The organism is Clostridium intestinale, from assembly GCF_035905475.1.
Taxonomy (GTDB): domain Bacteria; phylum Bacillota; class Clostridia; order Clostridiales; family Clostridiaceae; genus Clostridium_T; species Clostridium_T intestinale.
Genome location: NZ_CP121166.1, coordinates 992,762 through 1,007,109 on the forward strand (window position 1 = coordinate 992,762; position 14,348 = coordinate 1,007,109).

Genomic DNA, 14,348 nt, shown 5'->3' on the forward strand with positions numbered 1-14,348 from the left:
GGAAAACATGAGTATTATTGAAACAAAAAAATTAAATTTATTTTACGGGACTTCACAAGCTTTAAAAGAGGTTTCTCTTCAAATAGACAATAATTCTGTAACAGCCCTTATAGGACCTTCAGGATGTGGTAAATCAACATTTTTAAGAACTATAAACAGAATGAATGATTTAATAGATAGTGTAAGAATTGAAGGGGAAGTACTCTTTGAGGGAAAAAATATATATAGCGATTATGATGAAATATTATTAAGAAAAAGAATAGGGATGGTATTCCAAAAACCAAATCCTTTCCCTATGTCTATTTATGATAATATAGCATATGGCCCAAGAATACATGGAATAAAGAATAAAAGTCAATTAGATGAAATTGTAGAAAAAAGTTTACAAGGAGCTGCTCTTTGGAATGAAGTTAAGGATAGATTAAAGAAAAGTGCTTTAGGACTATCAGGTGGACAACAACAAAGACTATGTATAGCAAGAAGTTTAGCTGTAGAACCAGAAGTTTTATTAATGGATGAACCAACTTCTGCACTTGACCCTATTTCTACTAGTAAAGTTGAAGAACTTATGGATGAATTAAAAAAGAAGTATACTGTAATAATAGTAACACATAATATGCAACAAGCAGGTAGAATTGCAGATAAAACAGCTTTTTTCTTAAATGGAGAAGTGGTAGAATATGATTTAACAGAGAACATATTCTACAAACCTAGAGATAAAAGGACCGAGGATTATATTACTGGAAGATTCGGATAATCGGATAAATTATTTAAAAGGAGCGAGAATTATGACAAGAACTTCATCAGATTTAAGACTACAAAAATTACATGATGCAATTATAAAAATGGGCAGTATTGTGGAAAAGCAAATTTTTAATTCAGTGGAAGCATTAAAAAATAAAGACATAAAGTTAGCAAACGAAACAATAAAAAAAGATGATTTAGTTGATGATTTGCAGAAAGAAATAGAAGATGCATGTATAAAGTTTATAGCAACTGAGCAACCTTTAGCTATAGATTTAAGAAATATATTTACAACTGCTAAGATAGTTACAGATTTAGAAAGAATGGCAGATCATGCAGTAGATATATGTAAAATTGCAAAGAAGTTAAAAGAAGAAGTATATATAAAAGAACTTAAACACATTAGCGAAATGGCTGAGAAAGTTCAAAATATGATAAAAATATCTATTGATGCCTATGTGGAATCAGATGATATAAGAGCACTTGAGATTTGCAAAATGGATGATGAGGTAGATGACTTATATAAGGCCGTATTTGAAGAACTACTAGTGCTAATGAGTAAAGATCATAATGCAATACAACAATCAGCGCAATTTTTATTTGTATGTAAATACTTAGAGAGAATTGCAGACCATGTTACAAACATATGTGAGTGGACTATATATCTTAAAACTGGTAAATATGTAGATTTAAATGAATAGCTTTAAAAAGGGGGCCTAGGCTCCTTTTTTATTGACTAAAGTTATTAATTAAGTTAATATTACATAATGAAAGTAAATAATTTAGGAGACTAGAAATGAAAAATAAGATTACTAGTGTTGAACCTAATAGTTTGGGAGAAGAACTAGGCATTGAAGTAGGAGATTATTTGGTATCCATAAATGATACTCCGGTTAAAGATATCATAGATTATAAGTTTTTAATGAATGATGAATATATAGAGGTTGAAATAGAAAAATCCGATGGAGAAGTTTGGATATTAGAAGCAGATAAAGATATTCAAGAGGATTTAGGTGTGGACTTTGAGAGCTCTATTATGGATAAAGCAAAAAGCTGCTCTAATAAATGTATATTTTGTTTTATAGATCAACTTCCTGGAGGAATGAGAGATACACTATATTTTAAAGATGATGATTCTAGATTATCTTTTTTACAAGGAAACTTTGTAACTCTTACTAATATGAAGGAAGAAGATATAGATAGAATTATAAGCTACAGAATAAGTCCTATAAATGTCAGTGTACATACAACTGATCCTAAGCTAAGAGTTCAGATGCTTAACAACAGGTTTGCAGGAAATCTTTATGATAGGTTAAAAAGATTAGCAGAAGCGGAAATTGAGATTAATGCTCAAATAGTTGTAGTTCCTGGAATTAATAATGGCGAAGAACTTAAAAGGACAGTTGAAGACTTATATAAACTTTACCCTTCCGTTCAAAATGTAGCAGCTGTACCAATAGGAATAACAAAACACAGAAAAGGCTTAAAAGAACTTGAGATTTTTAACAAATATACAGCTAAAAAAGAAATAGAAGATTTAAAGAAGCTTCAACAAAAGTATATAAAGGAGATAGGTGCTCCTTTTGTTAGACTTTCAGATGAATTTTATGTTTTAGCAGAAATGGATCTTCCAAGTGAAGATTTTTATGGAGAATACGACCAGCTAGAAGACGGAATTGGGATGATTACCTTATTTAGAAAATATATTAAAGATTCGATTAATTACTTAGGTAATAAAAATAAAGGTAGTTTTACCATTGCATCTGGAGTATCTGCATATAAAGAACTTTTATGGGCTAGTGAAGTTATTAAGGAAGCTAATCCTAATATAATTTTAGACGTTCATGAAATTAAGAATTACTTCTTTGGAGAAACTATTACAGTTGCAGGACTTCTTACTGGTAAAGATATTATAGAGCAATTAAAGGGAAAGATAAAAACTGACTATTTAATTTTATCTAGTAACATGTTTAGAAAAGGTTATGAACTTTCAAATTCAAAAGAACAAATAATGCTTGATGATATGAAAATAATAGATATTGAAAAGGCATTAAATATAAAAGTTATAGTTGTCGATTATACTGGTGAAGATTTAATTGACAAGATTAATACGCATTTACAGGAGGAATAAAAGATGGGAAAGCCTATAGTTGCTATAGTTGGTAGACCTAATGTTGGGAAATCAACCCTATTTAATAAATTAGCAGGAAAAAGAATATCGATAGTGCAAGATACTCCAGGAGTAACTAGAGATAGAGTTTATGCAGAAGCAGAGTGGCTTAATTATAATTTTACAATGATTGATACAGGTGGTATAGAACCTGAAAATCAAGACATAATAGTTAAGCAAATGAGAAGACAGGCGCAAATTGCTATTGAAACAGCAGATGTTATAGTTTTTATAGTTGATGGTAAAGAAGGATTAACTGGTGCAGATAATGAAGTTTCTCAAATGCTTAGAAAAAGCAAAAAGCCAGTAGTTCTAGTTGTTAATAAAGTAGATTCTCTTAAAGAAGAAGATAATGCTTGGGAGTTCTATAATTTAGGAATAGGTGACCCTATTACTATATCAGCGTCTCAAGGTTTAGGTTTAGGAGATATGCTTGACAGAGTAGTAGAGCACTTTAAAGAATTAGGAAATCAAGACGAAGATGAAGATTACATTAAAATTGCCATGATAGGTAAACCTAATGTAGGAAAATCCTCTTTAATAAATAAGCTTTTAGGTGAAGATAGAGTAATAGTTTCAGATATACCAGGAACTACTAGAGACGCTATAGATAGCTACTTAGAAACAGAAGATGGGAAATTTATACTTATAGATACAGCTGGGCTTAGAAGAAAGAGTAAGGTAAAAGAAGAAATAGAAAGATACTCAGTTATAAGAACTTACGCAGCAGTAGAGCGTGCAGATGTGTGTATACTTATGGTAGATGCTCAAGAAGGTGTAACAGATCAAGATGAGAAGATAATTGGGTATGCTCATGAACTTAACAAAGCGATTATGGTAATAGTTAATAAATGGGACCTTATAGAAAAAGATGATAAAACTATGAATTTATATCAAAAAGATTTAATGGCGAAATTAAACTTTATGCCGTATGCTAACTACTTATTTATATCAGCTTTATCAGGTCAAAGAGTTCATAAAGTGTTAGAAGTAGCTAAATATTGCTATGCCAACTATTCTAAGAGAATATCTACAGGAATATTAAATGAGGTTATTAATAAAGCAGTATTAATGAAAGAACCTCCAGTAGTGGGACTTAAAAGATTAAAGATATTTTATGCAACTCAGGTTGCTACAAAACCACCAAAGTTCTTATTCTTTGTTAATGATAGAAATGCATCACATTTTTCTTATGAAAGATATTTAGAAAATCAGCTTAGAGAAAGTTTTGACTTTAAAGGGACTGGTATAGATATTGAGTACAGGGAAAGAAAGGAATAAGGGATGAATAAAGTTGCTTTTTTAGGTGGGGGTAGTTTTGGAACAGCCCTTGCGGTATTAATAGCTAATAAGGGATATGAAGTTAACTTTTGGCTTAGAGATGAAGTTCAAGCTAAAGAAATTAATGAACATAGAAGAAATATAAAATACTTAAAAGATATTATTATACCTGAAAATGTAACAGCTACAGCTGACCTTGAAACTGCGCTAGAGGGAGTTAAATATATAGTGCTTACAATACCTTCATTTGCAGTTAGAGAAATGTGTGATAGAATAAAACCTTTTTTAAAAGAGGAACAATTAATTGTTTCCTTAGCAAAAGGAATAGAAGAACATAGTAACTTAAGGTTATCTGAAGTCATAGAAGAGACTTTAAATCACTCTCCAGTAATACTATCAGGTCCTTCTCATGCAGAAGAAGTAGCACAAGGAATTCCTACTACTATAGTATCAACAAGCAAAGATATGAAGTTAGCAGAAGAAGTGCAAGAATTATTTATGACACCTGACTTAAGAGTTTATACAAATGATGATTTAGTTGGTGTTGAAGTTGGAGGAGCAGTTAAGAACATAATAGCTGTTGCTGCAGGAATTCTTGATGCTATAGGATATGGAGATAATACAAGAGCTGCATTGATTACTAGAGGTATGAAAGAGATTTCTAGAATTGGTAAAAGCCTAGGTGGAAAAGAAGAAACTTTTTATGGGCTTACTGGTATGGGAGACTTAATAGTTACCTGTACATCCATGCATTCTAGAAATAGAAGAGCTGGAATATTAATAGGTAAAGGACTGACCCTAGATGAAACATTAAAGGAAATTGGAATGGTTGTTGAGGGCGTTAAAGCTTGTAAAGCCTTTTATGATTTGAAAGAACATCTGCATGTATCTATGCCTATAACAGACTTGTTATATAATGTTCTTTTTGAAGGAGAAGATCCTGTAAGAGGAATTCAAGAGTTGATGTTAAGAGATAAAAAAAGCGAGAAGTTTTAATTAAAGAAACGTTGTAAAATAATTTATTATTTTGCAACGTTTTTTATTTTATGAAGAAAATATATTTTTTCTTATGTAACGATTTCAAGTGTATATTTTAGAGAGGATACAAATATCTTATAATAAGTAGAATTTCAGAAATATATATTATTAGAAATACTCGTAAATGATGGTTAAAAAAGATAAACTAAATCCCAAAATTTCAGTATACTTTTATAAATTATCTAATATATATATATTGTCAATAATATTATTAGGAGGATTATCTTGGAAGATTATAATATCTATAAAGATATAGCGGAAAGAACCCAAGGAGATATTTATGTTGGGGTTGTAGGACCTGTAAGAACTGGTAAATCAACATTTATAAAAAGATTTATGGATCTTATGGTAATACCGAACATAGAAAATTCTTATAAAAAAGAAAGAGCAAAGGATGAATTACCACAAAGCGGATCAGGAAAAACAATCCATACTACTGAACCTAAATTTGTACCTAACGAAGCAGTAGAAATATCCTTAGAGGAGGAATTAAAACTAAAAGTCAGACTTGTAGATTGTGTTGGATATATAGTTAAAGGAGCTTTAGGCTATATAGAAGAAAACAATCCTAAAATGGTAAATACACCATGGTTTGATTATGAGATTCCTTTTGAAGATGCTGCTGAGATAGGAACAAGAAAGGTTATAACAGATCATTCAACAATAGGTCTTGTAGTAACTACAGATGGATCTATCACAGGAATACAAAGAGAAGACTATGTAGAGGCTGAAGAAAGGGTTATAGGAGAATTAAAATCTATAAATAAACCATTTATAGTAATATTAAATACAAATAATCCTAATGCTACAGAAACAATGGAATTAAAGAAAAGCATGGAATTAAAGTATAATGTATCAGTTGAAATAATGGATGTACAAAAAATGGATGAAGGGTCCATACAAAAATTATTCAAAAAAGTACTTAAAGAGTTCCCTGTAAAAGAAATAAACATAGATATGCCTGAGTGGATAGAAAAATTAGAAGGTTCTCATTGGTTAAAATCTAATTTTATAAACATAGTAAAATCAATGTGTGAGAACATATTTAAAGTCAGAGATATAAAAGAATGCCTAAATAATAATTCTGGAGAAGATATCTTTGCACAATCAGAAGTTACTGAAATGAATTTGGGAAATGGTACAGCTAGAATTAATATGAAACCTAAGGATGGAATATTCTATAAAATTCTTAGCGAACTATGTGATACAGAAATAGCATCTGAATCACACCTTATAGATTTAGTAAAAGACCTTCATCATGCAAAGGTTGAATACGATAAAGTATCAATAGCTCTGCAAGATGTTAAAGATACAGGTTATGGATTAGTAGCTCCTCAGCTTTCAGAAATGAAGTTTGAAGAACCTGAAATAGTTAAACATGGTTCTAAATATGGAATAAAACTAAAAGCTAGTGCACCTAGCCTACACCTAATAAAAGCAGATATAGAAACTGAAATATCTCCTATTATGGGAACTGAAAAAGAAACAGAAGAATTAATGAAATCATTACTTAACCAATTTGAAAATGATCCATCAAAATTATGGCAGAGTAATATGTTTGGAAAGTCTTTAGAAGTATTAGTAAAAGAAGGACTTCAAAACAAGTTATATAAGATGCCAGAAGATGTACAGGTAAAAATACAAAAAACACTTCAAAAAATTATTAATGAAGGTAATGGCGGATTAATCTGCATAATTCTATAGTTTAAAGTTTGACCACAATATTTCTAAATAAATATTTAAGAAGTAATGTGGTTAAATTTATTTGCAGTTATAAATTGCCTTTAGAAATATGGATATGATAATTAAAATTAAGGGGGAAATACTATGCCTGATAAAGGAAAAAGTAAAAGTGGTTCAACTAAAAAACCAAAAGCAAATAAAAACAATAAAGCAGGTACCAGCTCCAAAACCACTTCATCCGATAAAAAGAAAAAGAAATAGCTAAAAATGTGAACATTGCGCTAAACCCTAACTTGTTATATAATAATATTTAATTTCTGGGTATAGCGCAGATGGTAGCGTACAAGACTGGGGGTCTTGGGGTCGCGGGTTCAAGTCCCGCTACTCAGACCAAAAGAAGATTAAAACCCTGTAAACATGAGTGTTTGCAGGGTTTATGTTTTTGTGGGAAATATGGCATGGGTGACGAAAAGGTGACATAGTAAAAAATCAAGTAAAAATATTCTCTAGTTTTCTCACTGCTTCTAGCTGCATATTAGGTAGAACATGAGAATAAATATCTAAAGTCATACTGATATTTGCATGACCTAAACGCTCACTAACTATCTTTGGATGGGTACCTTGCTGCAATAGTAGAGTAGCATGAGTATGCCTTAAATCATGGAATCTTATCTTCTTAAAATTATATTGTTTAATTAACTTCTGAAAAGTCTTAGACACATAATCAGGAAGCATATTGCGACCATCTTCCCAAGAGCATATATAATCATATTCGATACCAGTTTCAGTTTTAAGAAGAAGCTGCTTCTTCCTTAAAGCTTTAAGATCATTAATAGTTGAATCCATAAGAGCTATGGTTCTAATAGAGCTTGAGGTCTTAGGTCTTTTTATAATAAGTTCCTTATGTATATAGCTTAAACTATTTCTAACAGCTAGAGACTTACCAGGAATATTAATATTATCCCACCTTAATGCAAGTATCTCACCTAACCTCATACCAGTTTGAAGAGCTAGAGATACTGGTATGTATATACTATGTTCCTTAATAAGTTCCAAGAATAAACTAGCTTCTTCACCATCCCAAACACTAAAATCAACCTTATTGGCTCTAGGAGGCTTTACAGCACTAGTAGGTATAGAAGTTACTAACTTCAAGGAATACGCATTCTTATAAGACGTATGGAACATTCTGTGAACCTTTAATATGGTAGTAGGTGAGAGATTAGTTTCTGTTAGCAGCTCATTATAAAACTCCTGAATATCGGTAGACTTAAGAGCAGCTAACTTAGTTTTACCTAGATGTTTATTTATAGTTTTAGCTAATTCTCTATATCTCTTAAGAGTAGAGGGAGCTAAATTAGCCTTGCAATAAGTATTAAGCCAATAATCTAGATATTCCTCAACAGTCATTTTGGATTCTTCAATTAAAGTTCCTGAATTAACTTTATTAATAACTATAGAAAGAGCTGCTTCAGCTTCAGCCTTAGTTCTAAAACCTCCTTTAACCTTTCTTCTTCTGCTTCCAGTCTGAGGATCAATTCCTATATCAACTAAGTAATACCAAGAATTATGTTTTTTGTAGACACTACCTCTCATAATGAATATTCTCCTTATCATAATAAATTGATTGATTTATGGAATAGGAGATACCTTCTATATTTAAATTAGGTCTTTCTAAACGTAAGAAATAAAACCTATCTAACACAAAAACAGGTGTAACATTAAAATAGTCTGATAAGTCATCAATAGACCTACAGCCTTTCTTAATAGCCTTTATAAGCTTATCATAGGGCATGATGAATTCAGTAGCCCACTTTCTAGCTATTCTTTCTTGTTTTGATCTTTGGATTTTCTCGGAGTAGACAAAGCATTCAGCTGTTAAATCTCCGTAAGATGTGAAATGATGACCCAGTTCCTCAGCGAGAGTAGAAACCAGTCTTTTAGAATTATTTGCGATAGATTTCCTAATTCCAATAGTAGGTGATAACCCTGGAACCTTAAAATAGATTCCATCCATATAGTAGTATTTAAATTTTACTTCTTCAACTATTATACCTTCTTCTTCAATTATTTTATATATCTTTTCTAATATTTCCATGTATATCAACCCCTTTTATCTAAAGTATGGAAATATTATACCACAAACATGAGAACTTATGTTCTAGGAATTTCTTTTTTGAATAATATAAGTTTCAATTAAACAACAAATTTGTTTGATTTTAAGAAACTATATTGTTAAAATTAGTATTGTTAATATGGATTTCAATATATTTAAGGAGAGTTGTGTTAGGCATGACTAAGACAAGAGATATAGATATAAGAACAAAATTACATAATGATTTTTTTGTGAAATATCACGATGATAAAAGTACTATAATTGTAGATGAGTTAAATCTATGTCAAGGTGATGCACGGATAGATGTTGCAGTAATAAATGGATCAATACATGGATATGAAATTAAAAGTGAATCAGATAATTTATTAAGACTTCCTAAACAAATATTAACCTATAGTAAAGTAATGGATTATATGACATTAGTTGTGAGTGATAGTCATTATGAAAAAGCTAAAGATATTTTACCAGAGTGGTGGGGAATCAAGGTTGTAATAAATAAAGAGCGGTCAATAGAAATAAGAGAAAGAAAAAAGCCTAAGAAAAATAAATATGTAGATTCATTTTCACTAGTTCAATTATTATGGAAGGATGAGGCATTAGACATACTTAAAGAAAAAAAACTTGATAGAGGGTTTAGATCTAAATCTAGATTAGAGATGTGGGAACAATTAGCTAAAACCGTTCCCATAGATGATTTAAAAGAAGCAGTTAGGGAAAAACTTAAAAGTAGGATGAACTGGAAAGTTGATTAACAGTATAAGTTAAGTGATGATTTATAGCAGCCTGTAACCATGTTGTTGGATTACCAGATTTAATTTCGCGTGTAGATACATTATAAATATATAAATCTCCAGACGAATAATCTTTACCTGTATAATCTTCAAGGTTGATTAAATTTTCAGCTAAAGTAATATATTGGTCAAATGTGCCTTTTTTTAATTGATTTCCTCTAACCACTATATAGTTTTCTTTGCTTGTATATCTAATAGCAGCAAATACTTTGTTTTTAGTATAATCGAAATCATTTAATTGATTAGGATTTATGCAAGTATAGTCAGAAAAGATAATTTTTGATATATCAAAGTTAATTTCAGGAGCAAGATTATAATATAAGTCTTGTTCTAGTTTTCTGATATAACCAATTGAGTTAAGTTCAATTTTAGAAAAATCTAATGGAAATGAACTAGATGAGATGATTATTTCACTAAAGTTATTCCAAATATTTAAATCATTTAATTTACTTATTATAGTATTATCTATAGTCGGAGATATAGATATGAAATTATAATCTATAAACAAAACGGAGCTGTTTAAATTAAATCCAAATGATTTATAAGTGTCTATAAGAGTTTTCAAGTTAGATAATTCATTTGCGTTAATGTGAATTGCTATTTTAGATTTATCTAAGCTTTTTACAATATTTAGTGAACTCATAGAAGATGTAGATTTAATAACAGGTATAAATTCTATATTTTTCTGATTTAGCAATATATATAACTGAGAATGAGGATTTGTTCCATGTTTTGTGACTTCTTCGTCATTCAAATTATCAGCATCAATAAATGGGCTGTGATTTACACATAGATTTTTTATTTCCTCAGAAGTAATTTCAAGATACTCATCTATTGTTTTGCTTGGCTTGTGTGTTCTTGGATTTATATTTCTAACCTGGATTTTAAAATAAGGTTTTATTTTAGATAAAATTTCTTTTGGTAATTCTGATAAAGCTTTTCTTTCACACTGTTTAAACTTTAATATAGGAACATAATACCTTTCCATAATGATTCCTCCTATAACTTAAGATAATATATACATAGATTTTTAATAGATAAGTGTTTAATCAACACTTATCTGTTATTACTTATTTAGAGTTATATTAAGATTAGAGTATCCATACTGATTAAACAAAGATAATAAATTTTGACCGTCAATTAGTGAAATTGGCTTATCTTTTACAAACTCGTACGAATCTTTTCCAAAGTAGCTTGTTGTCACTAAGATGCCTTTAGTTGCACCCTCATGAATCATGGTTCCATATAAGTCTCTCACTGAGCTTACTGAAACTACATTATTATATCTCTTAGCTTGTATTATAAATTTGCCACCTTTAATAGGGTCAGGATCAAAAGCTATCGCATCCACACCACCATCTCTACTTGCCTGAGTTACTTTAACTTCTGCACCAGAACTAGCATTAAACATCTTCTCAAATAGTTGTCTTACTAAATGCTCAAAATCTTCCCACGGCATTGAAGCAAGATTGTCTTTTGATGTAAGTTCTGAAAGAACATCTTTAGATTCTATAAATCTATTATCTTCAGTAGAGATATTTAAAATTGGTTTAACCGGAGACAGATTTATTAATTTTCCTGAGAAAATTCCTTTTAAGGATTTTATGCATTCTTTATAATCAATTTTAGTTAAATCAATATTTTTAAATTCTTCAGGATTAATTTCTACTGAAATAATGCAAGAGGATGCATCTTGACCAGTAGCTTTGTCTATGTAATCAACCCAACCATTAAATACTAATAAGTCAATATAATCGGGTTTGCTAGAATTTAAGATTTCGTGTATAACCTTTAATGTTGATTGATAAATTATGTCATCATAAAATTTTTCGAAATCTGTTTTCTTCATAACCTTTTCTGTCATTTCATCTCTAGTTTTTATATACCTATACTCTATGATATTAGGAATATTTTCAGGGGATGGTAATTTGAATGATACAATAAGTATTTTATTTTGCTGCATGTACTGTACTTCAGAATCATACTCAAAATCATCTGGGAACTTTAAATTATCTAATATTGTTTTAATATATCTTTCAACAGCATCTTTTTCGCAATTCTCAAAGTTTTGTTTCCATGAATCTATTGAGGAATTATGGTCATTTTGTTTTTTTAGAAATTCATTCTTTTCTTTTTCATAGTTTTCTTTTGATAACTCTTTATCCTTGTTGTATTTATCTAAGGATTCATTAAATAACCTTTGAGCATCAGCTTCCAGTTGTTCTCTCTTAATCTTTTTAGATTTCATGAAATTTTCCATAAAGCTTTGCCTAGGAACATTTAGCTTAATATAAAACTCATCAATGCTAGGCGGTGCTATTAAATAAGTAAAATTTTTAAATTGTGATTTATCTTTCTGTGAATTCCAATTAAACTTTTTACTTGATCGTACGCTATTAATCAAGATAGTATTATACGAATTGATTTTGTTCGTAGCTGCTTTAGTTAAATAATCAGATTTACTTTTTAAGTCACCAATCCTATCTTTTTCTCTTCCTCTGAGTTCTTGTTCTTCCCATATTTTTAATTGATTTTGAATTTTTTGATTTAATTCGTATTTTGACTGAGCTTTTACGGTTTTAGATTTTCCAAGATATGAATTGGAAATAAATTGCTCGTAAAAATATTTAGTTGGCATATACATTCTCCCTTCTTATGTTTAGTAATTATGTATCCATAATTATTTATTTCTTGTATAGATTCTTCTATCATCATGTAGTTTATTTCTTTGGAGCTCTAAATCCAGCAGCTTGAGCTTCTTCTACTGTATTGAACCAACGTTCGGGATCAGTTCTATCATAATATGTACTACCAGGAACATGATAAATTTTTTCGCCTTTACTGTTTATATTACCTTTAATAAGTCCTTGTCCTGAAGAACTACTGGAAGAACTAGAAGAACCCTGCTGTGATTGAGGTTGAGAAGTGGATTGAGTAGCTTGTTCACTTTTAGCTTTTTGTTCAGCCTGAGCTTTTTCTTTGGCAGCTTGATCATCTTTAGCTTTTTGTTGAGCTTCTTGTTCAGCTTTTAATTTAGCTTCTTCCTCAGCTTTTTGTTGAGCCTCCTGTTGTTCTTTAAGTTTATCTTCCTCATCAGATTTATTATTAGTTTCTTCTACAAATATTTGATCATCTTCCTTATCATCATTAGTCATTGAAGAATTTTGTGAAATGTTTTCATTTGATATATTATCTGATGTTGTAGATAAGAGCCCACCTAATCCAAAGAAGAACATAAATCCAAAAAGTAATACACTTGTGAAAATTTTTATAAGTATGTGCTTTCCTTTAAAGGTGGAGCTTTTAGCAAATAAATAATAGAATAATCCTAATCCCCCCAGCAATGTTAATGCACCAAATACTTTAGGAAATGATACCAGTAACAAAATGTAGATTAGCACAGCTAAAATAATTAATAGCCATTTTGGTGGTCTTTTATTGTTGCGCATGTTAGGTTTTTGAGTGTTTGTACTAGTTGATGATAAATCAGAAAAGTTAGAGTTATTATCTTTAACATCTACATAGCTTACTCCTGTACCTGGAATACTGTATGTATTTTGTGTTTTACCATCAGCTCTTTTAGTATGCCTAAAGCCTTTACCTCCAACAGACCATCCTATTCCGCTTTTTGATACATTCACTCTAAATGGTCCAAAGTTTTTTGATTTTCTAAATCTGAATCCCATTAGTATGTCCCCCTATAAATATAATAACAATTATATTGTAATGTAAATATTATGCGAAATTGATAGAATAAGGTCGAATAAAAATATTTTATATAGAAGCTAGATGCTGAAACCCTAAAGGTGCCCTTCACGGACACCTTTAATACTGAATAATAACATTTACTGGATAATATGTAATCTATAGAAAAGAAATATCTGGTATGGTATACTTATTTTGCTATGGAATGGGTATTAAAAGGGAGGGTGGTACTGAACATGAAAAGTATGATAAAAAGTATGAGAATGAGTAAAAATGAAATTCCAGTCGATATAGTGCCTTTGTTTGAGGATATTGCTCAAACATATAAAGGAGACGAATGTGAAGAAAAGTTTATGATTGCTATGGAAAAACATCTCACTAAAGAGCAGCGATTCCGCTTGTATGAGCAAAATGGAAGTTGTAGAGGTACTGGGTATGATAAAGAGAGAAAAGCCTTTGCACTTGAACATGCTGATAAACCTCTTGGCGAAAGATTGAGATTATTTACAAATAAATTTAGAAGAACAGCCGTTTTAAATGATGATAATACAATCACTGTTACTTTTGCATGTAATCATGGATATTATAAGCATGCACCAAAAGGAACTTTTCAATTTCCAAAATCCATTGAAACATATTTTGAAAGATGTGCAGGTGGACGTTTGTATGAATATCAGAAAGCATTGGGAATAAAGCTTAAGATTAAGTCTGTCGACGTGTCTCCACTAATAGAAAACATGATAAACCCAGTTGTGTTTACCTTTGAGATAGTGAACTAATAACAAGTTAAAAGAGATATTAAATATTTACATAAGAAAAT

General features: G+C 30.2%; 13 protein-coding genes and 1 tRNA gene. 9 read left to right on the forward strand and 5 right to left on the reverse strand.

Annotation, left to right across the window (positions count from 1 at the left end; all coding sequences use genetic code 11):
* Positions 1-7 precede the first annotated feature (7 nt).
* The 7 genes from pstB (at position 8) to P8F83_RS05140 (ending at position 7,309) form a co-directional block, all read left to right on the forward strand.
* A complete protein-coding gene (gene pstB, locus P8F83_RS05110; protein ID WP_021802185.1) occupies positions 8-757 on the forward strand; it encodes a phosphate ABC transporter ATP-binding protein PstB in 750 nt (249 codons plus the stop codon).
* Between the two features lie 31 nt (positions 758-788).
* Positions 789-1,445, forward strand: coding sequence for a phosphate signaling complex protein PhoU (phoU, locus tag P8F83_RS05115; RefSeq protein WP_326513714.1), 657 nt, complete (start codon positions 789-791; stop codon positions 1,443-1,445).
* A gap of 95 nt (positions 1,446-1,540) precedes the next feature.
* The gene (locus P8F83_RS05120; RefSeq protein WP_326513715.1) at positions 1,541-2,875 is read left to right on the forward strand and encodes a DUF512 domain-containing protein; all 1,335 of its coding nucleotides are present in this window, start codon (positions 1,541-1,543) and stop codon (positions 2,873-2,875) included.
* Positions 2,876-2,878: 3 nt separating this feature from the next.
* Positions 2,879-4,195 (forward strand): ribosome biogenesis GTPase Der, encoded by a 1,317-nt coding sequence (der, locus tag P8F83_RS05125; protein ID WP_021802182.1) that lies wholly within the window; start codon positions 2,879-2,881, stop codon positions 4,193-4,195.
* Positions 4,196-4,198: 3 nt separating this feature from the next.
* Complete coding sequence (locus P8F83_RS05130; protein ID WP_326513716.1) at positions 4,199-5,191, forward strand: NAD(P)H-dependent glycerol-3-phosphate dehydrogenase; 993 nt, start codon at positions 4,199-4,201, stop codon at positions 5,189-5,191.
* Positions 5,192-5,458: 267 nt separating this feature from the next.
* Positions 5,459-6,937, forward strand: a complete 1,479-nt coding sequence (spoIVA, locus tag P8F83_RS05135; RefSeq protein WP_073015872.1) for a stage IV sporulation protein A — start codon at positions 5,459-5,461, stop codon at positions 6,935-6,937.
* A 296-nt stretch (positions 6,938-7,233) separates the two neighbouring features.
* Positions 7,234-7,309 (forward strand) — tRNA-Pro (locus tag P8F83_RS05140).
* A 96-nt stretch (positions 7,310-7,405) separates the two neighbouring features.
* On the opposite strand, the gene P8F83_RS05145 is transcribed toward P8F83_RS05140, so the two are convergent.
* Both P8F83_RS05145 and P8F83_RS05150 read right to left on the reverse strand, forming a co-directional pair.
* Positions 7,406-8,512 (reverse strand): site-specific integrase, encoded by a 1,107-nt coding sequence (locus P8F83_RS05145; RefSeq protein ID WP_326513717.1) that lies wholly within the window; start codon positions 8,510-8,512, stop codon positions 7,406-7,408.
* Positions 8,502-9,014 (reverse strand): ImmA/IrrE family metallo-endopeptidase, encoded by a 513-nt coding sequence (locus tag P8F83_RS05150; RefSeq protein ID WP_326513718.1) that lies wholly within the window; start codon positions 9,012-9,014, stop codon positions 8,502-8,504. The genes P8F83_RS05145 and P8F83_RS05150 overlap by 11 nt, the downstream gene beginning before the upstream one ends.
* A gap of 194 nt (positions 9,015-9,208) precedes the next feature.
* On the opposite strand from P8F83_RS05150, the gene P8F83_RS05155 reads away from it, so the two are divergent.
* Positions 9,209-9,784 carry a sce7726 family protein gene (locus P8F83_RS05155; protein WP_326513719.1) on the forward strand — a complete coding sequence of 192 codons (576 nt, stop codon included), beginning with the start codon at positions 9,209-9,211 and terminating at the stop codon, positions 9,782-9,784.
* On the opposite strand, the gene P8F83_RS05160 is transcribed toward P8F83_RS05155, so the two are convergent.
* The 3 genes from P8F83_RS05160 to P8F83_RS05170 all read right to left on the reverse strand — a co-directional run bounded on the left by P8F83_RS05160 (position 9,753) and on the right by P8F83_RS05170 (position 13,509).
* Complete coding sequence (locus tag P8F83_RS05160) at positions 9,753-10,811, reverse strand: beta family protein (protein ID WP_326513720.1); 1,059 nt, start codon at positions 10,809-10,811, stop codon at positions 9,753-9,755. The genes P8F83_RS05155 and P8F83_RS05160 overlap by 32 nt on opposite strands.
* A gap of 78 nt (positions 10,812-10,889) precedes the next feature.
* Positions 10,890-12,461, reverse strand: a complete 1,572-nt coding sequence (locus P8F83_RS05165) for a restriction endonuclease (RefSeq protein ID WP_326513721.1) — start codon at positions 12,459-12,461, stop codon at positions 10,890-10,892.
* Positions 12,462-12,543: 82 nt separating this feature from the next.
* Positions 12,544-13,509: a DUF4236 domain-containing protein gene (locus P8F83_RS05170; protein ID WP_326513722.1), complete on the reverse strand. Its 966-nt coding sequence runs from the start codon at positions 13,507-13,509 to the stop codon at positions 12,544-12,546.
* 255 nt (positions 13,510-13,764) lie between these two features.
* On the opposite strand from P8F83_RS05170, the gene P8F83_RS05175 reads away from it, so the two are divergent.
* On the forward strand, positions 13,765-14,307 hold the full coding sequence (locus P8F83_RS05175) for a hypothetical protein (protein ID WP_326513723.1): 543 nt from the start codon (positions 13,765-13,767) through the stop codon (positions 14,305-14,307).
* The last annotated feature ends 41 nt before the right edge of the window (positions 14,308-14,348 follow it).

What these genes read in the sequence shown, in the direction of transcription:
- pstB (WP_021802185.1), top strand. Translation starts at nt 8, where the DNA reads ATGAGTATTATTGAAACAAAAAAATTAAATTTATTTTACGGGACTTCA.
- phoU (WP_326513714.1), top strand. Translation starts at nt 789, where the DNA reads ATGACAAGAACTTCATCAGATTTAAGACTACAAAAATTACATGATGCA.
- P8F83_RS05120 (WP_326513715.1), top strand. Translation starts at nt 1,541, where the DNA reads ATGAAAAATAAGATTACTAGTGTTGAACCTAATAGTTTGGGAGAAGAA.
- der (WP_021802182.1), top strand. Translation starts at nt 2,879, where the DNA reads ATGGGAAAGCCTATAGTTGCTATAGTTGGTAGACCTAATGTTGGGAAA.
- P8F83_RS05130 (WP_326513716.1), top strand. Translation starts at nt 4,199, where the DNA reads ATGAATAAAGTTGCTTTTTTAGGTGGGGGTAGTTTTGGAACAGCCCTT.
- P8F83_RS05145 (WP_326513717.1), bottom strand. Translation starts at nt 8,512, where the DNA reads ATGAGAGGTAGTGTCTACAAAAAACATAATTCTTGGTATTACTTAGTT.
- P8F83_RS05150 (WP_326513718.1), bottom strand. Translation starts at nt 9,014, where the DNA reads ATGGAAATATTAGAAAAGATATATAAAATAATTGAAGAAGAAGGTATA.
- P8F83_RS05155 (WP_326513719.1), top strand. Translation starts at nt 9,209, where the DNA reads ATGACTAAGACAAGAGATATAGATATAAGAACAAAATTACATAATGAT.
- P8F83_RS05160 (WP_326513720.1), bottom strand. Translation starts at nt 10,811, where the DNA reads ATGGAAAGGTATTATGTTCCTATATTAAAGTTTAAACAGTGTGAAAGA.
- P8F83_RS05165 (WP_326513721.1), bottom strand. Translation starts at nt 12,461, where the DNA reads ATGCCAACTAAATATTTTTACGAGCAATTTATTTCCAATTCATATCTT.
- P8F83_RS05170 (WP_326513722.1), bottom strand. Translation starts at nt 13,509, where the DNA reads ATGGGATTCAGATTTAGAAAATCAAAAAACTTTGGACCATTTAGAGTG.
- P8F83_RS05175 (WP_326513723.1), top strand. Translation starts at nt 13,765, where the DNA reads ATGAAAAGTATGATAAAAAGTATGAGAATGAGTAAAAATGAAATTCCA.